This is a genomic window from Microbulbifer maximicatervae (SeqCode), assembly GCF_052468295.1.
The window spans coordinates 2,797,693-2,818,341 of record NZ_CP174340.1 but is presented as its reverse complement, the minus strand read 5'-3'; the positions used below and the strand labels follow the sequence as shown (position 1 = coordinate 2,818,341).

Sequence of the window (20,649 nt, the reverse complement as noted above, 5' to 3'; positions counted from 1 at the left end):
GTGAATAATCGATTCAAAAATAGAGACATTTGATTCCACTATGGAAATAGAAGCACTTGAGAAGTTTCTAGTGATTGCTGCGACGGAGAACCTGCAGCGCTCCGCAGACAGGCTGGATACGAGTCCAGGTGGATTGAGTAAAACCTTAAAAAGGCTGGAGGGAGAGCTGGGTACTCGCCTGTTTGATCGAGTTGGCAAGCAACTGAAAATCAATGACGCAGGCCGCAGACTGCAAAGTCGGGCAGTTGAGATTGTGGCGATTGCCAGAAGAATTCGCTCTGAAGTTGGTGGGCTAGAGGGAAATCAGGAGTGCCGAATTGCTGCTCCGACCATGCTGCAACTAGCTTGGAGTACATTTATCCACCGCAAAATTATTAGTGAGGAAGCAGGGGGGCAGTTGTCATTTACATCGGCCTATGAAGCCCTGGCATTGAAGATGTTATCCAGGGGGGAGGTAGATCTGGCTCTGATAACCGGAGCAGTGTTGGGGCAATTGTCATCCTCGATGGATGCCCGGCCACTTGGTTCAGTATCAATGTGTATTGCTGCAGGACCTGATCACCCTTTGATAGTGGAGCAGGGGGCTGAAGTGAAGGCTGCATTGTCAGATATTTTGAAATATCCATTTGCCGCACCTAGGATATCTCCCTTCTGTGGTGAAGAGCGGGGGATAGGTAGCGATGGCTGGCCGGAAATTAATCATCCTCGCAAGGTGCAGGTCGTTGTAAATGATTATGGGGTTCTTTGCCAGCTAGTAAAAAATAGTAGGCTGCTCGCTTTTCTGCCTGAGCCTCTGATAACTGAAATGGGTGGAGTAATCGTTAGGGTGGAGGATGGCGATATAAAATCTAGTGAAGAGATCTTTGTAGTAGGAAGGAAAACGAATGCCTCCTGGCTAAGTAAATTTGCCGAGAGGGCTTAGTGTTTGGATTGGAGCCAGCTTCCATAGAGGGTATTGTAGCAACTAAACTGCCGAAATATTCGGTTGGTAACTGCCATATTTCCACCTAGATGGCTTGCCCATCTCCTGATTCATCTCGAACCAGAGCCGGGCGCTCCTCCTCGGGGAGAACATAGAGTCGGTATTGGTGACTGGTTGTTGTTTTCTGAAATAACTGTTCTCCCCGCTTAGTGAGTTGCCAGTAGAGAGGTTGCTCTTTGAGATGTGCACCACAGACTACAATTTTTACCAGCTTGTCCTGTGTAGCTAATGGCGAGAGCCGCTGTCTTGGTTGGATGTCTCTCCCGGGCGTTCTCCTGTAGCAGCCAATGGGAGATTACAGGCCTGGTGTAAACTATTAGAAAAACTTAGCAGGGACATATCGCAATATTTCTGGCTAAACAAAGTGACTCCCCAACTAATTCCGGAACTAAGAAAGCCAACGGGTACTGCGGTCGCAGAATAGTCCAATAAGTTCATAAAATTTGTGTAGGTTCCGAGAATAGAATTTCTTTGAATGGGTTGCTCGGATATTTGCTGGCGGGTGTAAGCAGTCGGTATAGTGGGAATAATGATAAAATCGACATTCTCCAGTGTTTTATCACAGATTCTCTTTAGTGCTTGTAAGCGGTATTGTCCCAAGAAAGCATCAGCTGCAGTTTTTGTTTCCGCGGAGTTAATAACCTTCCGGATTACCTCAAGCATAGATTTCGGTTTTACACCTTGAGTTGCAATCCAGCGCTCGGCTACCCAAGGACCTTCGTATAGTAGCTTTGCCGCTTCTATAAAAGGATTAAAGTCTACAGTTACAGCCTGTCCGCCCAGCAGTTTTAATTTTTTGATAGATTGATTAAAGAGTGTCTGGGTTTCTTTGTTCCCTTGAAAATCAGGTTGCTCAGGTATACCAAAAGAAAAAATGATCTTATTGTTAGGGAAGCTTTCCTGGAAGTACCGCAGCCTATTTGAAGATGGGGTGGTACGGCTATAGATATCGGCTGAATCAAACTTCGCCGTAATATCAAGTAGCTTGGCGGCATCTTGACAATTTAGGGCGAATATTGACACGCAGTCGAGACTTTTACAGGCGGGGACAACCCCTGTAGTGCTCAGCAGTCCCCGAGTGGGCTTGTGGCCTATTAAATTATTGAGTGCCGCAGGTACCCGACCAGAACCAGCAGTATCTGTTCCCAAAGCAAAACTGACTTGCCCAAGTGCTGTGGCAATAGCTGATCCCGCACTGCTCCCGCCAGAAATATACTCCTGGTTAAAAGAGTTTTTACCTTCTCCGTAAGGGGAGCGAACACCTACTAGACCGGTGGCGAATTGATCGAGATTGGTTTTGCCGAGCGGTACGGCTCCTGCTTCAATCAATAGCTTTACAACAAATGCGCTTTCGCGAGGGATATAGCTAAAGTCTGGGCAGGCTGCTGTTGTAGGTACTCCAGCAAGATCAATATTATCCTTGATAGCAAAGGGCACTCCGTATAATGGCAGATCGCTGGGCCTTAATCGGTCCAATGCTTCTAGATAGGGCTCTAGCTCTTCTCGCGTTAATAGGGTTATCCAGGCGTTATAATTGGCTTGCTGCAGTGCTTGCTTTAATAGACTGGCAATGAGTTCACGCGGTGTTGTAATACCTTGGGAGTAAGTGTTTCTTAGATGGTCTAGCGTTAAATCGTGGGCCATAAAAGGGTTCCGAGAATAACTTCAACTAGATACCGGACTGTTATTTATTTCGATGTTTGTATTGCTAAGATTATATTTTTTCAAGAATTTTCATCTCAATGTAAACCGCATAATTTTAGATTTAGCAAATACATAATTAGTTTGATGTCCTCTCCGGTGGACAGGGTGTCCCTGCTGCAATCCAACCTTTCATTGCTTCAATGAACTTATCGTGGGGGATATTTACCGGTTGGCGGCTGTCTCCGGGGTGCCATCCCCACAATACCAGTGGGCTGGTACTGACAAACTCCAGTTGACTGGTTGGTGCTCGCCCGCCGTTGTCTTGGGGAGTAGTTAGCAGCTTGCAGATTTGAGCCGAGGATTTTTGTGACCAGTTCAACTCAATGGGTGCCATAACCCACCCTGGAGCTCCAGGCGCACCGGTAACAGGGTTGTTTTTACTTGAATGGCAGTTATTGCAACGCATGGTACCTGCCCCCATATTATCTGGACCGCGCTCCACTCTAGGAACATGGGGAGCCCCTTCATTAATAAGTGGCATCTCCAACTGGTGGCAATTGAGGCAGCGGGGGTGCAGAAGGACCTCTACGATAGTTTCCCAGTCCTGGTGCCCTGGAGTGCTGCTGGCCTCCTCTTGCTGGGATGCACCTCGATGTTGATCGCAACCGGTTAACGTGAGGAGTGCTATGGCACACAAAGCCAATAGGGGGCGAAAGAGAGCTGTGTCTGGCCGCATTTTCATTCGGCTTGCCTTTAAGTTCGATTTTCACTCTCAAACATAATTGGGCCTGAGGACTAGTGATAGTTTCGAGATTGATTGCCGCGTCAAAAGATAGACCTGGCGGGTTCAGTTCCATTGGGTTGTGACCAGTGATTCATATCTGGGGAATAAGGCGCCTTAGTACGTGGTATGATAGGCGCGTTTTACTTGTTTGATTCTTATATAGCGGGCGCGACTTTTAGCGTCTAGGAGAGTGTATGTCCTGGTTAGGGGCGGGGTTAGGTGCAGGCTTTGGTTTTATGTTTGGCGGCCCAATTGGTGCGGCATTGGGAGCCTGGATCGGCAGTTCATTTGGTTCCAGTTTGCAGCAGCGCCTCGGGAAGGCTGCTTCGGCCCTGAGCAGGGATGGAGCCCAGACAATCTTCATCGTGACTCTATTTTCGATGTTGGCAAAAATGGCTAAGGCAGATGGCCTGGTTTCTAAAGCTGAAGTGGAGTTTATAGAGGGCTTTATTAGAAACAACCTCCGTCTGGGCACTGAGGAGCGCAAGCATGCAATCCGTATTTTTGAAAATGCCAAGACTGATAAGTACAGCATTTACGATTACGCAAAACAGTATCGCCAGCTGGTTCGCGATCAAGCAATGCGGGAAATGGTGTATCGCCTATTATTTGCTGTTGCTTATGCCGATGGTGAATTACATAGCGCAGAAGAAGAAATTTTAAAACGCATCACTGTTGATCTTGGGTTGCATGAATCTTTATTTGCGGCAATGCAAAATGAGTTTGTGCACGGGGGTAGGAGTACGGCTGCAAATCTGGAGCAGCATTACGCAGTGTTGGGTTGTACCCCGGAGACTAGCGATAAAGAGCTTAAATTAGCTTATCGCCGAAAAGCAGCAGAGTACCATCCCGATAAAATTGCTTCTAAGGGGTTGCCTGAAGAGTTTATGCGTCATGCTGATGATCAGATGAAAAGTATTACTGTTGCCTATGAAGCGATTGTGGAGGCGAGAAAGCAACAGGCTAAGGTTGTCAGCTAGGTTCTGGAAAATAGCCTTGTTGTATCGCAAATAAAGGAGTTGATAGATGAGTCTTGCTGAGACAATTAAAGATAAACTGACTGCGGAATTTTCCCCTCAGCATATTGAAGTGCAATGCGAAAGTCATATGCACAATGTGCCTGTTGGCTCTGAAATGCACTTTCGGGTCGTTTTGGTGAGTGAGGCGTTTAATTCGGCAAGGAAAGTGCAGCGCCATCAAAAAGTCTATGCGGCTTTGTCTGAAGAAATGGCTGGCCCAATACATGCTCTGGCTCTGCACACTTACAGCCCGGAAGAGTGGGAGGGACAGGCCCCCCAGAGTCCTGAATGCCAGGGTGGTGGAAAAAAGTCGTAATTCAGCGCTTTATTTAAAACAACTCAGACAGGTTCCAGTTCTGGGGCCTGTCGCGTTTTTCATGTAAACAGTCATTCAAAAATTTCAGTTTCTTTTTGCGTCACGAAAGCCCTCATAAGCTTTTGCTGGTTGTAAGAATCAGTGGTGAAATGGCGTCTATTTTCTGTTTATTAATTTAGATCTCTTCATATCTCTCTTGCTCTGGTGGCCGCTAGAATTCCAAGAGGCGCCTATCCATTTTAAAAATCATACTTTGTTCGGGAAAATTAAACGCCAAAAAGCGGTTTAAGTGCCAGAAAACAATAAATACTTTTTTACACGCCAACATTTGTTTGTTTTTTCTACACCTGTTACTTCGTGCGACTAGACTGACCATTGATTGGGCTGATTGCTGTTTGATCTGCTGAATATCAATGGAGTTACCACAAATGAAGATGACGCGTATTCTGATCCCCGTTATGACGCCCCTCGCCTTAGCAATCTCTAGTGTCGCTTCGGCAGGACCGGCTGGCTATGCCCCTCCCCCACCAAAGACCCAGGAGTTTAAGGTTCGAATTGGTGGGGCCTATATCTCGCCCAATTCGGACAATGTCACATTTGCTGACAGATGGCTCGAAGGGCCAGATGATTTTATTGACGATTGGGGTGCATTCCGCTCCAACGTTGATCCCAGTGATGAGTGGGGCTGGTTTATCAATGTAGAGTGGCGGGCTACCGACCATATGAGTGTATCCCTGAGTTACACCGAGGGTGACCGCCATACAGGAGGAGACAATAGGCCCTGGCTACGTCGCTTTAATCCAGACTTTGACGAGTTCCATCGTCGCCGCGATTTCGCTAGGTGGAAGCCTCAGATCACGGCCGCCTATCTGAATTATTATCCGTTAGATCCCAGCTGCATGGTTCAGCCTTATATGGGAGTAGGTATCAACTATACCGACTTTACCGATGAGCGTCTGAGACATTGGGGTTGGTGGGATTTCGATGATGATGTTGAAGTGTTCCGGCCTTGGGATGGTCGTGTAAACCTGGGTGACAACTGGGGATACACTTGGCAGATTGGTGTCGACTTTAATTTCGGTCATGATAGTAGCTGGCTGATTAATCTTGCCGCTATTTACTATGATGTAGATACCGATATTGAGGTGGATGCCTTCTGGTTCGATACCAATGATGACAATGAGTTCTATCGCCACAGATTCGGTGGTGATTACCTCTTTGATCCCTGGTCATTCAACATTGGTGTAGGCTACAAGTTTGATTTCCACTGGTAATCAGTCATGCAGCCAAAAAAGGGCGCTTCGGCGTCCTTTTTTATTTAACGCACATTTGATATTAAGGGGAAGGCGCTTAACCTTTCTTGGGTGCTGCAGTTATCAATCACTTGATTACAAGTGACGCTTATATTGATCACAGTTATATTCTTTAAATTTCTCTCTCAGTTTTCTTATCTTGTCTTTCCATTTTTCCATCTGCTCTCCTGATCCGCCATCTTTTCTCTCTTCGCGGAAGTGCTCAATTTTTTGTTGCCACTTTTTACATTTCTTAAAGGATGCATCCTCCTGTGCATGTGCTGGGTTGGTGGAGAGAAGTACAGCAATTAGTGCGACAGTGAGGCCTGTTATTTTCATTGTTTTTCTCGTTTGTTGGTACGCAGATGATCCCATCTTCCAAATATAAAGTAAATAACTTGAAGTCTGGAGGTGTTATCTGTGTGGTAAGTGTTCTCTTAATGGTGCTTGATTGTTCTTGGTGCGATTACTTGTGTTGCTTACATTTTGGGTTTGATGGATGAGAGTCTGATTTTGGTCACTTTCGAAGTGTGTTTCTTCTTTTTATTTTTTTTGGGGGTTTTTTAAAAAATAATGCTCGATTGGTTCTCATTCTTTTATGGAGGTTTAATGTTGTTGTTGACTCTGTTTTTTGTGAATTGATAATCCCGCGCAAGAGGCTCCTTGATTGTTGAGTAATTTGGAGCTCGTTTATTTGACCATTAAATAAAACTAAAGATGAATTTATTTTTTAAGAAGTATTTAAAATTATTGTTGTCTGTAAATACGCGTATCCTGGCTGTTTTTGCGGTGCTCCTGCTTTGGGGGTGTGGCGGTGGAGGGAGCAGTGGCAGCTCTGGAGGTGACGATAGCTCTGGTTCCAGTGGGGGGCAGGTGTCTACAGATTTGGAGTCTCCCTCTAACTTAATAGCCGTCACGACTTCGGCTTCCACTATCCGTATCTCCTGGGAGCCAAATGAGAGTGGTGATGTTTCCTATTTAATATATCGCGATGGTGAAGAGATAGCGGAGACGCAGGCTGAGCGGTTCGAAGATAGTGGTTTGTCCAGCGGTACAAAATATAGCTACAGCGCTGCGGTGAAAGTCAGTGACGGTAGCTATAGTGAGCCGTCAAATGAGGATGTTGCAAGGACACTGGATAGCGATCGAGACGATGACTGGTATAACGGCACCTCCGTCGATACAACCTTTGCAGAAGTAAATACAACAATTGCACGTCTCGATGAATGTACGGCGGGTGAGCGAGTTAGCGATGTATGGGATATAGCTACAGAAAACCTTAATGAGTGTCTTAGGGCTGCCGCAGAGGTTATAAGCCTGGGAGATCGAGTAGGCGCATTAAGAGCTTATGTGGCGCGGCTGCGCAGAGAGGAAGATCCCGCACTTATTGAGTTGGGAATGCGCTTATTTCACAGTAAATCCCTGAGTTTAAATAACGATTCTTCGTGCTCATCTTGTCACCACCCCACACTGGGTTGTGGCAGTGATGGTTTGTCGTTACCGATTGGTGTAAATACGGTAAATCCTGACTTATTGGGGCCCGGTAGAAGCGATGGTAATCTGATGCCGCTATTACCGCGTAACTCGCCCCCCACCTGTAATTCTGCTATTTGGTCGGATAGCCTTTTTTGGGATAGGAGAGTCAGTTTCAGAACAGGTATTAACAACATTGAGGATAAAGCTACTTATTTAGCCAATCAGGTCAGAACTGATGATGGAGTTGTCTCTGATGACGTAAATAGTTTTTCTGAAGAGATAGCCAGTAATTCCCTGACACTGTTGATGGCCCAGGCCCACTTTCCTGTAGTTACAGCAGAGGAAATGGGTGAGCGGGGAAGCTTTGCCAGTGATAGCGATTATCGCGAGAACATTGCGTCTGGTTTGAGTGATGAGTGGGATTCACTTTTCGAAGACGCTTTTGGGGATAGCGAAAAAACTTTCCTGCGGGTGTCTGAAGCCTTGGCTGCCTACCAGGCTTCCCAGCTATTTATTGATAACCCTTTCTTTGACTTCCTTGATGGCAATGATGATGCCATGACTGAGATGCAGAAACGTGGTGGAATCCTGTTTTACACCAACACTGCTTGTGCACAATGCCATGATGGGCCATTTTTTACTTTGGAAACGTCCAGGGGGTTTCGCTATCCACAAATTGGAGTCGGTACCAATGAAGATGGTAGCGATTTGGAAAGATATAGGGTGCCGTCGCTTCTCAATGTTTCCATTTCCGGTCCATGGGGGCACGCGGGACAGTTTGGCAGCTTAGAGCGAAATATCTCTCATTACTTCAATACTGTGGATTCCATCCAAAGTTATTTTGGTGTTGATGATACTGGCACACCCTTGACCGATACTGTTGCAGATTTGTGTGAGCTGGAGCAATTCGAGTATTTGGGCAGTGGTTGTGTTGATATTGTCGCACCCAATGGTTATCAGCTTACCATGGACTTGGTTGGTGATAGCCCAGCAAATCGTGGCGAGTCCGATGACGAAATCGAAATTTTGGCTGAGTTCCTCCGGGCTTTGACTGATCCCAGTGCGTTACCTGGGACTCCAGAAATCGATGTATTGATTCCGCCGAGAGATGGAGGTCCGGATGGCCGTCAGCTGGATGCGGTAGATCAGGAGGGGAACTCTTTATAGTAAGAAAAAAGTGCCCGACAAAATCGGGCACTTTTTTTGAAGGGGAAACCTGAGGGGCTGCCACCCCAGTGCTTACTGATTTGAGGGGAAACTGAACTGAATACCTTCCCTAACCCCGCTGGCAGGCCAGCGCTGGGTGATGGTTTTGCGTTTGGTGTAGAAACGCACTGAATCGGGTCCATATGCGTGAAGGTCACCAAACAATGAACGCTTCCAACCACCGAAACTGTGGTGTGCTACCGGTACCGGCAGAGGTACGTTGATACCGACCATTCCAACTTTAATATTGTCGCTGAAATAGCGTGCGGCCTCACCGTCGCGAGTAAATAGACAGGTGCCGTTACCGTATTCATGAGCATCGATAATATCCATTGCCTCTTGCATGGACTCGACACGCATCACACAGAGTACCGGGCCAAATATCTCCCCGCTGTGAATCGACATTTCCGGAGTGACTCGATCAAATAGGCAGGCACCCAGATAATTACCATTTTCAAAACCGGAAACGGTTTGGTTGCGCCCATCTACAGCCAACTCGGCACCTTCTTCGATACCAGCGGCAATATAACTCTCCACTTTTTGTAAGTGTTGCCGGGTTACCAGTGGCCCCATATCGCTTTGGCTGTCCATACCATCGCCGATTTTCAGATCAGCAATTTGTACTTTGAGCTTCTCAACAAGGGCATCGGCGGTTTCATTACCTACCGCTACAGCGACAGAGATGGCCATACAGCGTTCACCACAGGAACCATAGGCTGCGCCCATTAGAGCAGCGGCAGCGTTGTCCAGGTCGGCATCGGGCATGATGATCGCATGGTTCTTGGCACCACCAAACGCTTGCACTCTTTTTCCATGGGCGGTGCCTGTGGTGTAGACATACTCTGCGATCGGAGTCGATCCCACAAAGCTCACCGCTTGGACACGTTTATCGGTGAGGAGTGTATCGACGGCCTCTTTACCGCCGTTAACTACATTTAGTACCCCTGTAGGGATGCCGGCTTCTATACCCAGCTCCGCGATAAACAGTGCAGAGGAGGGGGTGCGTTCGGAGGGTTTTAGTACAAAGGTATTGCCGCAGGCAATTGCCATGGGCCACATCCACAGGGGGACCATAGCGGGGAAATTAAAGGGGGTTATGCCGGCACAAACACCCAGCGGTTGGAATTCGCTCCAGGAGTCTATTGCCGGCCCGACATTTTTACTGTGTTCGCCCTTTAGCATTTCCGGAGTAGAGCAAACGTACTCGATATTCTCGATGCCCCGCTGTAATTCCCCCATCGCATCGTCGAGGACTTTGCCGTGTTCCAAGGTAATCAGTTCACAGATCTTTGCGGCGTTCTCCTGCAGCAGGTCTCGCAGGCGGTACATAATTCGTACTCGCTTGGCCGTCGGAAGGTTTCGCCAAGCGGGGAAGGCTGCTTCAGCTGCACTAATGGCCTCTTCAACAGTCGCTTTAGAGGCTAGCGAAACCTGGGCGATCACTTCGTTGGTGGAGGGGTTGGTGACCTCTTGGAGTTCGGAGTTACCTGCGGCACCGGTGTCATTAACCATGTTGCCATTAATCAGGTGGCCGATTACTTTCATAGTTCTCTCTCAGTCGGGTTTATCAATTATTGTTCTACTGCTTTGCCCCTTTGTAACACAGCTCTGTGTTTTGGGGAAAAGCTCCCGACTGTTCGGAGTTATTCGTGTTTGGGAAAATCCCTGAGAACCGCCAAAAATGCATCGCCGAAGCGTTCGAGCTTACTGTCTCCAACGCCGGAGACCGCTAATAGCTCGCTGCGTGTTTGCGGGTGGGCTTGTACCATACCGCGCAGAGTCGCATCGTGGAAGACGACATAAGGCGGCACGCCGCGCTCTTCTGCCAACTGTTTGCGACAGTTGCGCAGGGCTTCCCAAAGCACTTGGTTTTCTGGGCTGAGATCATCCAGGCTGCGATTGTCACGGCTCTGCGAGCGTGCGGCTTTTGGGGGAAGCTTGCGCAGGTTGAGAGTCTCCTCCCGGCGCAGCAGCGGGCGACAAATTTCAGTGAGTCTCAGCCCTTGGAATTCACCTTCTACCTCTAAGTAACCGCGAACAATCAACTGCCGCACCATCGCCCGCCATTCGGCTGCGCTCAGGTCTTTGCCGATGCCATGAGTGGAGAGCTGATCGTGCTCGAATTTGCGGACTTTCTCGTTCTCGGAGCCGCGCAGTACATCGATCACGTGGCTAGCGCCAAAGCGCTGTCCGGTGCGATAGACACAGGAGAGTAGTTTTACCGCTGCCTCACTGGCATCCCAGGTGGCAGGTGGCTCCAGACAGGTGTCACAGTTGCCGCAAGGTTCGTCCAGTGGTTCCGCAAAATAGTCCAGCAGGGCCTGGCGGCGGCAGCTGGTGATTTCACACAGCCCAAGCATGGTATTCAGGCGGCTGCGTTCCTGGCGCTTGTGTTCTTCGCTGCCCTCTGAGGACTCCACCATCTGGCCGATCTTTACCACATCCTCGAGACCGTAGAGGAGTAAAGCAACTGAGGCCCCACCATCGCGGCCGGCACGGCCCGTTTCCTGGTAGTAGGCTTCTATGCTTTTGGGCAGGTCCAGGTGAACAACGAAACGCACATCCGGCTTATCAATCCCCATACCAAATGCAATGGTGGCGACAACAATGACGCCCTCTTCACGCAGGAAGCGGCGCTGGTGCTCGGCGCGGGTCTCGGCGGGTAGCCCGGCGTGATAGGGCAAGGCAGTGAAGCCCTGCTGGCTCAACCACTCCGCAGTGTTCTCCACTTTGGCTCGGGACAGGCAGTAAATAACCCCGGCGTTGCCCTGGTGTCCGTTTTGTAAGAATTGCAGCAGTTGGCGACGCTGGTTGTCCTTGGGCTCAATGCGGTACTGGATATTGGGGCGGTCGAAGCTGCTGACAAAGTGGCGGGCCTCTTCCAAGTCCAAGCGGCGAGCAATTTCTGCACGGGTGCGCTTGTCTGCTGTCGCTGTCAGGGCAATACGGGGTACCCGGGGGAATTGCTCGTGCAGGCAGTTGAGTTGCAGATAGTCGGCGCGAAAGTCGTGCCCCCACTGGGAAACACAGTGGGCTTCATCAATGGCAAACAGCGACAGTTCCACCCTTTGCAGTAATGACAGGGTTCGTGGCTGTAGCAACCGCTCCGGGGCCAGATAGAGGAGATCCAGCTCACCGTGTAATAGCTGGTTTTCGATTGCCTGGATTTCGTCGTAGGCCACTGATGAATTCAAGTAAGCGGCGCGGATGCCGGCTTCCTGAAGAGCTTCTACCTGGTCCTGCATCAGGGCAATCAGGGGGGAGATTACAACTCCACACCCGGGGCGCGCCAGGGCGGGAATCTGGTAGCACAGGGATTTACCACCGCCGGTGGGCATTAATACCAGGGCATCATTGCCGGCTACCAGTGTGTCGATAACTGCTTTTTGAGGATCGCGGAAATCGGTATAGCCAAAAACGTGTTCGAGAATATGTTGTGGGGAATTCATGGGCGGGGAGTATACCTTGTGGCTCGATCGCGCGTGGTATGTTTATTGATGAGTATGCCGCTGAAATTGAATGAAATTGACGGCTTTACGCCTGTGACATATTTCGCGGGTTATAATCCTACGCCATCACAGCGGCAAGCTAAGGATAGGGCTATGCGCACATTGATTTTGTCAACTGTGTTGTCGTTGACGGTTCCTGCCGGACTTCTGGGGTGCGCCTCCACCTCCCCACATAATCTGGTTCAATCTGTTGTTGCTGACACTCACCTGGGGTGGCAAACAGCACCGGAAAACCAACTGGCATTTTCCCTGGCGACCGCATCGGGTGTTGCCCAGGTTGAGCTACAGCCTTTGCCGGAAGAGTTCACAGTGGTCACTCTCGAGTTACCCGGCATGCAAAAAGTTGAAAATATTCAGTGGGAAAATGAAGAAGGGAAATTCACTACGCTGTATGACGGCGAGGTGAGTTTGGAAGGCGTCAGCATACAGAGCCGGGGGCACGGCTATCGCTTGCAGTTGCAGTTGTCTGCGATGGACTATCTCCGGGATGGGGGGGTGCTGACCGTTACGGATCAGCGTTAGAAACTCTACTGGTACGCTCAAAGCCCAGTCCTGCAGGGCGAATCAAATAGAGCTGTTTCCAGTACTTTCCAGTTACCCAAAGCCCATTTTTGGCTTTGTCCCAGGCGATCCCATTGGCCACGGTGTCAGGATGATTTCTGCCGGCCGGATTGAGAGCGCTGAGATCGATAATGCCGCGCACCTGGCCACTCTCCGGATCGATGGCAATAATCTGTTTTTCTTGCCATATATTTGCCCAAATCAGGCCCTGGGCAAATTCCAATTCATTGAGTCTGGACCAGTTTTTACCTCCGCCTTGAACTTTGAGGTGTCGCACTACCTCAAAAGTATCGGGATCGCGGAAAACCAGTTCGCCACTGCCATTACTCATAATCAGCTGCTGGCCATTACTGGTGAGGCCCCAGCCTTCGCCTCGATAGTGCATGACCTTCAAATGTTGGAGCTTGTCTGCGTGGTAGACATGGACCTCTCCCGCCTTGTAGGTCAGCAGATAAAGTTTATCGTTGAGAACTGTGAGCCCTTCGGCGAAACGATTCCTAGCCAGCCATTTGCGTCTTACTGGATTGGCCCCAGGATCGGTATACTCGGCGAGCCAGGAGCGGCGGTAGCGACCACTGCTCTCCCACCAGCGTTGACCATCGTAGAAAAGCCCCTGGGTGAAATGGTCCCCTCCACGCTGGCGCTCTTCCAGGATGGAAAAAGGGATTGTCTGGAGTTGTGTCTCTGCAGCTGCACTTTGCGGCCACGGGGCGTAAAGCAATAACAGTATCCAGCTGTTCACGAGAAGTCGGTTCATCAATAGCCTATGACCAGAATTAAAACTTTTATCACTTTGACGCTGCTGGGTGGACTCGCAGTGGTGCTGCCTATAGCTATCTTTGTCCTGCTGTTTCAGTGGCTGTTCGGTCAAGTTAGTGATCTTGTAGCTCCCGCTGTGGTGTGGCTTGAGGCGCATACAGAATTTAAGAATACCCTTGCCAGGCTCGTGGTGATAGCCCTGATCCTTGGTGGTTGTTTCGCGATTGGTTTGTTGGTGAAAACCAGTGTTGGCAGCTGGTTGCACCGCCATGTGGATCACTGGTTGGGACGCCTGGCGCCGGGTTACAGCACCATCAAAGATGTGGTGATCCAGTTTATTGGTGGCGGTGGTGAAGGTGTGTTGGCGGGGCCGGTAGCCAAGGTCCGCATTCACGGCATTGATAATCCGCTCACTGTCACCGCAATTGTCACTTCTCAACACCCCAATGGAGATATGACCGTCTATGTGCCCACAGCGCCGGTACCCACCTCCGGGTTTGTGTTTCACGTACCGGCAGAGTGCGTAGAAATACTGCCCGGCGTGAGTGTTGAGGCGGCGATGAAGACGATCGTCGCCTGTGGTTCCGGCAGTGCCAACTTGCTGTCTTCAGAGAAGAAGGAGACTGGAGTCCCCTCTACTTGATATCTCGGTTTCTACCCAGATCGCGAATGGCAAAGCGAGCCGGGTGCAGTGCTTTGGCCAGGGTTGCGCTGACCGGAAGGGGCTCGTTGAGCATCCAGGCAGTCAGCACCTCGGCTGTTAGTGGTGCGTAGGTAAAGCCACGGGAACCCAAGCCTCCCATTACATAGAGGCCTTGCTGGTAGTCAGCCCGCTCGGGGACGTACTGCTTGCGGTTCTTGCGCAGTGCGACATAGGTATCGCTGATAGAGTCCCAGATGGGTAGGGGGCCGGCTAAGGGTAGGTAGTCGGGGGTCGCTGCGCGCAAAGCCGCTCGGCCAGTGAGAGACTGTTGTGAGAACTCATCTGCTATTTGCGGCAGTAGCTCTGCCAGGGTTTGTAGATTCTCGCTGTGCTCGCTAACTCGTAGGTCAGTAGCGGTCTCCTTAAGCTTAAAGGTGGCACCAAAGCTCTGACGCCCTTGATAGGCAGGAGTGATATAACCCTCACCGCACAAAGCCATTTGTAACTGCGAAGAATTTTCAGTGGCCGTTGCTCTGGACACCTGCCCGCGAATTGGCTTCAGGGGGAGGGCCGCCGCAGGAGCAAATTGGCGAATATCATTGGCGCCGCACAGAACTACCGCATCAAATTGAAAGTCACTGCGGTCTGTTTTTACTGACCAACCGCTCGATTCTCGCCCTAACCCTTTTACCAAGCTGTTGCTGTGCAGGTTGATATTTGGGTGCTGTAATAAAGTGGCGCAGACTTTGCGCGGTTCAATCCACCCGGCGTGAGGAAAGTGCAGTCCACCCACGGGTAGGTCGACGCCGGCCAGGGAGCTGGCCGCTCGAGCATCGACAGGTTCAGCCAATAGCTGCCCATCGCTCTCCGCCAGTGTGGCGGCAACCTGACTCTGTAATTGCTGTTCCCGCTCAGTTTGCGCCAATTGAAGCAGACCGCTGAAGTGGCTCACTTTAGAGCAGCGGCTGCGGTAGTAGCGCTGGGCAAACATCAAAGCGTGGAGATTGAAGTCTCCGTTGGGGCCGGGCTTGGGAGATAACTTGGCGTATAGAATTCCCTGGTCATTCCCAGAGCCGCCAGAGCCGGGTTCCTCACCCTGTTCAAATACCTGAACATCGATGCCGCGCTCTGCCAGTGCCCGGGCAATAGTGGCACTGGCTATTCCCGCGCCGACAATAGCGACGGTTTTAGGAGGCTTGCTTTCCTGGTGAGGCAGGTGCCACGGAGTTTCTCTGGTTTCGCTCACTTGCGGGCTCTCCAGAGTGCCACACAGCATCTCTCTTTTGCGCCCGAAGCCGGGAACCTTGCGCAGGGAAAAACCGGCATCACGGAGTCCGCGCTTAACCAGCCCGGCACAGGTAAAGGTGGCGAAAGTGGCGCTGGGACTGCTCAGAGCGGCCATGTTGTTAAACAGCTCTGGTGTCCACATATCCGGGTTCTTGGCTGGGGCAAAACCGTCCAGGAACCAAGCGTCTACCTGGTGATCGCTGTCCCTTTGCAGGAGCAAGCTGTTCAGGGCCTCACTTGCCTCCCCGATAATCAGGGTCAGGCTGACTGGGCCAAAGTGCAGCCGGTGAATGCCGGCGGCCAGCAGGGGAGGGTAGCTATCAATCAAAGGCTGAGCGAACGGGGCCAGTTGTGGCCAGAGATCCAGTGCCCTGCGCAGGTCGTTGGGACGCAGCGGGAACTTCTCGACCGAAATAAAGTGCAAGCGAGCACTTTCCGGGGCCGTTTTCTGCCAAAGCTCTGCGGCGGCGAGAAAGTTCAGGCCGGTGCCGAAGCCTGTCTCGGCGATGGTAAAGGTGCCGCTCTCCGCGAGCTGTTGCCAGCGTTCAGCCAGGGCATTTTGCTGCAGGAAAACGTAGCGGGTTTCCTCCAAGCCGGAGGCGCTGGAAAAATAGATATCGTCGTAGGCGCGAGACAGTGGTTGGCCGTCTTCACGCCATTCAATCTCTGCGTACTTCTTGTCCGGTTCGCTCACAATAAGACTTCCGTCAGCCCCCATCCTGCAAGCCAAACTCGCGCATTACCTGGTCGCACCAGCGCTGGATACGCTCTTCGCTCAGATCGAATTCGTTCTCCTCATCCAGGGCCAGCCCGACAAACTGGCTGCCATCGGCGGTTAGCCCCTTGGACTCTTCAAACTCGTAACCTTCTGCGGACCAATAGCCCACTGCACGGGCACCGCAGGCGAGCAGCTGTGAATGCAAATAGCCCAAGGCGTCCTGGAACCACTGGGGGTAGCCTTCCTGATCCCCCAGACCAAACAGCGCGACCTTTTTCTCGTGCAGGTCCAGCGCGGCCAAGTCGTCCCAGATATTTTCCCAGTCCTCTTGCAGTTCGCCGTAGTCCCAGGTGGGAATGCCGAACAAAAGGAAGTCGTAGTCTTCGGCGAGGCCAATATCCGCCTCTGCGATATTGTGGATATCAATCCATTGAGGACCGATACACTGGCGGATCTTCTCCGCAGCCATTTCGGTATAGCAAGTGCTGGAACCGTAAAAGAGTCCGATTGGGGCTTGGGAACTTTGCATAACAGGTGAACTTCTTACTGCTGGGACACGGCGCCACTAAAATCCAATTGTCGCCAAGCCTCGTAGATAACAATGGCGGCGGCATTGGACAGGTTGATACTGCGGCTCTCGGCACGCATGGGGATACGCAACGTGTTTTCGGCCCCTACTGCTTGCAGGAACTCTGCGGGTAGCCCCCGGGTCTCCGGGCCAAACACAATGGCGTCATCCGCCTGGAACTCGATCGCGGTATGGCTTTTGCTTCCCTTGGTGGAGAGCGCCAGCACCCTGGCGGGTTGTTCGCTATCGATAAAGGTCTGCCAGTCCTTGTGGCGCACCACGCGACTGTACTCGCTGTAGTCGAGGCCGGCGCGACGCAGGCGTTTGTCATCCATATCGAAACCTAAGGGCTCGATAAGGTGCAGCTCTGCCCCGGTATTGGCACAAAGTCGAATAATATTGCCGGTATTTGGCGCTATTTCAGGTTGGTATAGAACAATCTTGAACATGAGGTGGCGTTTGCGCTGGAGAGACTTCTAGCTAGACCGGACAGCAGTGCCCGGCCCTGTACGGCTGCGGATTATTCCACAATTAGATGGGGGTGGCGATCTCCTCGCAATCGATCTCGACCCCGAGTTCATTGGCAATCTGGTCCAGATCGTCACGCAGGCCGTCGAGATCTATGTCTTCGGCCACACTGATAGTGCACTCGGCATTAAACAGGGGCTCACCGCTCCAGGGGGTGCTGCCGTAAGTGGTTTCCAGATGCTCCATATTGATATGGTGAGCGGTAAGTGCGCGCGAGATCTCGCGGACTATGCCGGGACGGTCGTTGCCAACCAGTTTCAGCGTCAGCGTTTGCTGGGGTTTGGCGGATACTGCAATGGCATCTTCAATGACCAGGTTGTAGCCTGCGTTTGCCAGGGCTGATAACGCCTCTTTAAGTGTCTCGCTTTTATCTGCGGGCACCGCCACCCGCAGGATTCCGGCAAACTTCCCAGCGAAGTGGGCCATATGGCTGTCTTCCCAGTTGCCGCCGTTATCTGCGATAACTGCTGAAAGCTTTTCCACGACACCGGGCTTGTCATCAGAGATCATGGAGATAACGAGATGCTGTTGCATATAGGGTTCCTTTGCTTCACGAGAGACGTTGAGCTGACATTGTAATAGGATCTCGTCGAATAACTCTATCGGCCAATCTCAAAAGCGTTATTTTGAAACCAATATCCAAGTACTTTAACGAGGGACTGTTGATGAACGTGATTGCGGACTTATGTGTGATCCCTATCGGCGTTGGTGTTTCCGTCAGTAAATACGTTGCTGAGTGTGAACGGGTGCTGGAAGAGGCGGGGCTTTCCTATCGCCTGCACGCATACGGTACCAATATCGAGGGGGACTGGGATAAGGTGATGGCGGCAGTTAAAGAGTGCCACGAGCGAGTGCATCAAATGGGCGCCGACCGAATCAGTTCCAGTCTGAAATTGGGAACTCGTATTGACCGCGAGCAATCTATGCAGGATAAGATCGACAGTGTGCAAACGAAGTTGGACCAACGATAACAACACAGGAAAAACTATGACGAGCAATTTTAAGAAATCCCTGGTGGCCCTGGCCGGTGCCTTGGCTTTGGCGGGCACAGCCCAGGCTGCAGATTTCTCTGCAGCCATTAAGGGGGATCATCGCAACAAGGATTATATCGCCCGTGATCAGTACCGCAATCCAGCGGAGACCCTGAAGTTTATGGGGATCGAGCCGGATATGACGGTAGTGGAAATTACTCCGGGTGGCGGTTGGTACACCGAAATTCTGGGGCCCTACCTGAGCAAGGAAGGGACCTTATATGCGGCGCACTTCCCCGAGAATAGTGAGTCCGACTACTTCAAGCGCTCCCTGAAGAACTTCAAAGCGAAGCTGGCTGCCAATGATAAGGCCTACAAGAAAGTGATTGTGACTGAGTTTGCCCCGCAAACCGGTCGCGAGATTGCTCCGGCAGGCAGTGCCGATGCCGTTGTAACTTTCCGCAACGTACACAACTGGATGTATCGCGATTATGCCGATGAAGCTTTTGCCAGCTTTTTTGCCGCGCTGAAGCCCGGTGGTGTTCTGGGGATCGTTGAGCACCGTGCCAAGCCAGGTACCAGCCTGGAAGATATGGTGAAAAGTGGTTATGTCACCCAGGAGTATGTTATCGACCTGGCTAAAAAAGCGGGCTTTGAGTTCGAAGAGGCCAGCGAGGTAAATGCGAACCCCAAAGACACTGCTGACCACCCCAAAGGCGTATGGACCTTACCACCGGTAATGCGCTTGGGTGAAGAGGACCGTGAAAAGTATCTCGCTATCGGCGAGAGCGATCGTATGACCCTGCGCTTCCGCAAACCCAAGTCCTGATCGTTTTACAATATTCTGGGGGTGGTTATTGCCACTCCCAGCCTACCTGAATTAGTCGCTGTATGATTATTCCCTTCGAACAACTAGATGCCGATACCCTGCAAAGTCTGCTGGAAGAATACGCCACTCGCGAGGGCACCGAATACGGTGAGCGTGAGGTGGAACTGGTGGACAAAGTTGCCAGCCTGCGTCGCCAGCTGCAATCCGGGCAAGTGGTGATCTGGTTTGAGCCCGGTGAAGAAACTGTAAACCTGGTCCTGGCCGAGGACCTGCCCCCCGATGTCTGAATGGTTAATCGATAGCCCGAGTGAGCCCCGTGCGCGCTTTCTGTTTGCTCATGGCGCCGGGGCGCCGATGGATAGTGAGTTTATGCAGTTCCTGGCGCAAGGGCTGTGTGAGCAGGGTGTGGAAGTTGTCCGTTTTGAGTTTCCCTATATGGCGCAGCGGCGCACCGGGGGAAGTAAGCGGCCACCCAATACCATGCCCCAGCTGCAAGAGTCTTTTCGCGAGCAAATCGTCCAGCTAGGCCCCGAATTGCCCCTGTTTATCGGTGGTAAGTCCATGGGCGGACGCGTGGCGAGTCTATTGGCGGATGAATACTGGGGGCAGAAGGTGATTGCCGGTGCCGTATGCCTGGGGTATCCCTTTCACCCCCAGGGCAAGCCGGAAAAGCTGCGTACCGAGCACTTGGTGGATATTCGCTGCCAGACCTTGGTGATACAGGGAGATCGGGACCCATTAGGCAGTCGGGCTGAGGTAGAAGGCTACGGATTGGCGAACACCATTGAGGTCGAGTGGCTGGAAGATGGCGATCACGACTTTAAACCCCGTCGCGCCAGCGGTTTTAACCAACTTCAGCATTGGCAATCCGCAGTAGAATTGGCTGCCCAGTTTATGCTGCGATCTCCAGGACAGTAATGCGCTCTTCCCGCACCATCAGTGGGTTGAGTAGATTCATCTGTGCACGGCGCTCCTGGCTAGTATACCAGTGTTGCCAATGGAGTTCAGATTGCCATTTGGAGAGTGTGAAGCGCCGCAAGGGATTGCCCTTCTCGATATAGGTCTGCCCCTCGATAAAGCCTACGGTGCGGTAGGCGCAAGTGAGGATTTTGCGGGCGGCCTCTTCATAGCTGCCCTGCATTTCTGCCGCAATTTCCCGTTCTATCAACACATAGATCATTGTCAGCCCGAATTGCGTAAGCCCTATGAGGATTTTAGTGCGGGCGCAGGGGAATTACCGCGTGGCCCTCATGCCTCTGGAGATGACGACGGCGGTAAAATTGCGCACAATAATACTTATGAAGTCAGATCACACCTTAGATGCCCGTGGCCTCCTGTGCCCGGAACCCGTCATGATGCTGCATTCAGCGGTGCGCAATGTCGCCGATGGTGAAGTGTTGAAAATGGTTGCTACCGACCCCTCTACTCAGCGGGATGTGCCCAAGTTCTGCCAATTTCTTGGATATGAGCTGGTGCAGCACGCAGAGGAAAATGACGAATTTGTCTACTGGATTAAAAAAGCGGAATAGCGGGTCGCGGTTGCTCCAGCCCCCATGC

24 protein-coding genes are annotated in these 20,649 nt (G+C 51.4%); 12 read left to right on the top strand and 12 right to left on the bottom strand.

Translation table 11 applies throughout. The features are described from left to right. Positions 1-40: 40 nt before the first annotated feature. On the top strand, positions 41-922 hold the full coding sequence (locus ACJJIQ_RS12865) for a LysR family transcriptional regulator (protein ID WP_445362092.1): 882 nt from the start codon (positions 41-43) through the stop codon (positions 920-922). A gap of 85 nt (positions 923-1,007) precedes the next feature. On the opposite strand, the gene ACJJIQ_RS12860 is transcribed toward ACJJIQ_RS12865, so the two are convergent. The 3 genes from ACJJIQ_RS12860 to ACJJIQ_RS12850 form a co-directional block, all read right to left on the bottom strand. After that, the gene (locus ACJJIQ_RS12860; RefSeq protein WP_445364813.1) at positions 1,008-1,184 is read right to left on the bottom strand and encodes an allophanate hydrolase-related protein; all 177 of its coding nucleotides are present in this window, start codon (positions 1,182-1,184) and stop codon (positions 1,008-1,010) included. 23 nt (positions 1,185-1,207) lie between these two features. Next, the gene (gene atzF / locus ACJJIQ_RS12855; RefSeq protein ID WP_445362091.1) at positions 1,208-2,626 is read right to left on the bottom strand and encodes an allophanate hydrolase; all 1,419 of its coding nucleotides are present in this window, start codon (positions 2,624-2,626) and stop codon (positions 1,208-1,210) included. 136 nt (positions 2,627-2,762) lie between these two features. Then, a complete protein-coding gene (locus ACJJIQ_RS12850) occupies positions 2,763-3,368 on the bottom strand; it encodes a hypothetical protein (protein WP_445362090.1) in 606 nt (201 codons plus the stop codon). A gap of 236 nt (positions 3,369-3,604) precedes the next feature. Between ACJJIQ_RS12850 and djlA the strand changes: the two genes are divergently transcribed. The 3 genes from djlA (at position 3,605) to ACJJIQ_RS12835 (ending at position 6,019) form a co-directional block, all read left to right on the top strand. Further along, positions 3,605-4,390 carry a co-chaperone DjlA gene (gene djlA / locus ACJJIQ_RS12845; RefSeq protein WP_444916028.1) on the top strand — a complete coding sequence of 262 codons (786 nt, stop codon included), beginning with the start codon at positions 3,605-3,607 and terminating at the stop codon, positions 4,388-4,390. A 46-nt stretch (positions 4,391-4,436) separates the two neighbouring features. Next, positions 4,437-4,745, top strand: coding sequence for a BolA family protein (locus ACJJIQ_RS12840; RefSeq protein WP_282933570.1), 309 nt, complete (start codon positions 4,437-4,439; stop codon positions 4,743-4,745). 428 nt (positions 4,746-5,173) lie between these two features. Further along, positions 5,174-6,019 carry an OmpW/AlkL family protein gene (locus ACJJIQ_RS12835; RefSeq protein WP_445362089.1) on the top strand — a complete coding sequence of 282 codons (846 nt, stop codon included), beginning with the start codon at positions 5,174-5,176 and terminating at the stop codon, positions 6,017-6,019. A gap of 114 nt (positions 6,020-6,133) precedes the next feature. Here the strand turns inward: ACJJIQ_RS12835 and ACJJIQ_RS12830 are convergent, their stop codons facing one another. Next, entirely contained in the window at positions 6,134-6,376 is a 243-nt protein-coding gene (locus ACJJIQ_RS12830; protein WP_445362088.1) for a hypothetical protein, read from the bottom strand. Positions 6,377-6,754: 378 nt separating this feature from the next. On the opposite strand from ACJJIQ_RS12830, the gene ACJJIQ_RS12825 reads away from it, so the two are divergent. Continuing rightward, a complete protein-coding gene (locus tag ACJJIQ_RS12825; protein WP_445362087.1) occupies positions 6,755-8,680 on the top strand; it encodes a cytochrome-c peroxidase in 1,926 nt (641 codons plus the stop codon). 72 nt (positions 8,681-8,752) lie between these two features. Here ACJJIQ_RS12825 and ACJJIQ_RS12820 read toward each other — a convergent pair whose 3' ends face one another. Continuing rightward, positions 8,753-10,264 (bottom strand): CoA-acylating methylmalonate-semialdehyde dehydrogenase, encoded by a 1,512-nt coding sequence (locus ACJJIQ_RS12820; RefSeq protein WP_444957210.1) that lies wholly within the window; start codon positions 10,262-10,264, stop codon positions 8,753-8,755. Positions 10,265-10,362: 98 nt separating this feature from the next. After that, on the bottom strand, positions 10,363-12,168 hold the full coding sequence (gene recQ / locus ACJJIQ_RS12815; RefSeq protein ID WP_445362086.1) for a DNA helicase RecQ: 1,806 nt from the start codon (positions 12,166-12,168) through the stop codon (positions 10,363-10,365). Between the two features lie 18 nt (positions 12,169-12,186). On the opposite strand from recQ, the gene ACJJIQ_RS12810 reads away from it, so the two are divergent. Then, the gene (locus tag ACJJIQ_RS12810; RefSeq protein WP_445362085.1) at positions 12,187-12,750 is read left to right on the top strand and encodes a hypothetical protein; all 564 of its coding nucleotides are present in this window, start codon (positions 12,187-12,189) and stop codon (positions 12,748-12,750) included. On the opposite strand, the gene ACJJIQ_RS12805 is transcribed toward ACJJIQ_RS12810, so the two are convergent. Next, positions 12,734-13,546, bottom strand: a complete 813-nt coding sequence (locus ACJJIQ_RS12805; protein ID WP_444905855.1) for a glutaminyl-peptide cyclotransferase — start codon at positions 13,544-13,546, stop codon at positions 12,734-12,736. The genes ACJJIQ_RS12810 and ACJJIQ_RS12805 overlap by 17 nt on opposite strands. Positions 13,547-13,555: 9 nt before the next feature. Here ACJJIQ_RS12805 and ACJJIQ_RS12800 point away from each other — a divergent pair, with 9 nt between their 5' ends. Next, positions 13,556-14,191, top strand: a complete 636-nt coding sequence (locus ACJJIQ_RS12800; RefSeq protein WP_108732551.1) for a DUF502 domain-containing protein — start codon at positions 13,556-13,558, stop codon at positions 14,189-14,191. On the opposite strand, the gene mnmC is transcribed toward ACJJIQ_RS12800, so the two are convergent. The 4 genes from mnmC to ACJJIQ_RS12780 form a co-directional block, all read right to left on the bottom strand. Further along, positions 14,184-16,172 (bottom strand): bifunctional tRNA (5-methylaminomethyl-2-thiouridine)(34)-methyltransferase MnmC2/FAD-dependent 5-carboxymethylaminomethyl-2-thiouridine(34) oxidoreductase MnmC1, encoded by a 1,989-nt coding sequence (mnmC, locus tag ACJJIQ_RS12795; RefSeq protein WP_445362084.1) that lies wholly within the window; start codon positions 16,170-16,172, stop codon positions 14,184-14,186. The genes ACJJIQ_RS12800 and mnmC overlap by 8 nt on opposite strands. 13 nt (positions 16,173-16,185) lie before the next feature. Continuing rightward, complete coding sequence (gene fldB, locus ACJJIQ_RS12790) at positions 16,186-16,725, bottom strand: flavodoxin FldB (protein ID WP_108732552.1); 540 nt, start codon at positions 16,723-16,725, stop codon at positions 16,186-16,188. Between the two features lie 14 nt (positions 16,726-16,739). Beyond that, the gene (gene trmL / locus ACJJIQ_RS12785) at positions 16,740-17,213 is read right to left on the bottom strand and encodes a tRNA (uridine(34)/cytosine(34)/5-carboxymethylaminomethyluridine(34)-2'-O)-methyltransferase TrmL (RefSeq protein ID WP_108732553.1); all 474 of its coding nucleotides are present in this window, start codon (positions 17,211-17,213) and stop codon (positions 16,740-16,742) included. An 82-nt stretch (positions 17,214-17,295) separates the two neighbouring features. Next, positions 17,296-17,826 (bottom strand): glycine cleavage system transcriptional repressor, encoded by a 531-nt coding sequence (locus ACJJIQ_RS12780; protein ID WP_282933559.1) that lies wholly within the window; start codon positions 17,824-17,826, stop codon positions 17,296-17,298. A gap of 92 nt (positions 17,827-17,918) precedes the next feature. Between ACJJIQ_RS12780 and ACJJIQ_RS12775 the strand changes: the two genes are divergently transcribed. The 4 genes from ACJJIQ_RS12775 (at position 17,919) to ACJJIQ_RS12760 (ending at position 20,010) form a co-directional block, all read left to right on the top strand. Then, complete coding sequence (locus ACJJIQ_RS12775; protein WP_444916616.1) at positions 17,919-18,263, top strand: MTH1187 family thiamine-binding protein; 345 nt, start codon at positions 17,919-17,921, stop codon at positions 18,261-18,263. A 16-nt stretch (positions 18,264-18,279) separates the two neighbouring features. Then, a complete protein-coding gene (locus tag ACJJIQ_RS12770; protein WP_445362083.1) occupies positions 18,280-19,092 on the top strand; it encodes a class I SAM-dependent methyltransferase in 813 nt (270 codons plus the stop codon). Positions 19,093-19,154: 62 nt separating this feature from the next. Further along, positions 19,155-19,379 (top strand): YheU family protein, encoded by a 225-nt coding sequence (locus ACJJIQ_RS12765; RefSeq protein ID WP_108732557.1) that lies wholly within the window; start codon positions 19,155-19,157, stop codon positions 19,377-19,379. Further along, entirely contained in the window at positions 19,372-20,010 is a 639-nt protein-coding gene (locus ACJJIQ_RS12760; RefSeq protein WP_445362082.1) for an alpha/beta family hydrolase, read from the top strand. Before ACJJIQ_RS12765 ends, ACJJIQ_RS12760 begins: the two co-directional genes overlap by 8 nt. Here ACJJIQ_RS12760 and ACJJIQ_RS12755 read toward each other — a convergent pair. Next, positions 19,985-20,272, bottom strand: coding sequence for an antibiotic biosynthesis monooxygenase family protein (locus ACJJIQ_RS12755; RefSeq protein WP_413665059.1), 288 nt, complete (start codon positions 20,270-20,272; stop codon positions 19,985-19,987). The two genes, ACJJIQ_RS12760 and ACJJIQ_RS12755, sit on opposite strands and share 26 nt — an antisense overlap. Before the next feature lie 70 nt (positions 20,273-20,342). Between ACJJIQ_RS12755 and tusA the strand changes: the two genes are divergently transcribed. After that, positions 20,343-20,621, top strand: a complete 279-nt coding sequence (gene tusA / locus ACJJIQ_RS12750; protein WP_444942551.1) for a sulfurtransferase TusA — start codon at positions 20,343-20,345, stop codon at positions 20,619-20,621. Positions 20,622-20,649: the final 28 nt, after the last annotated feature.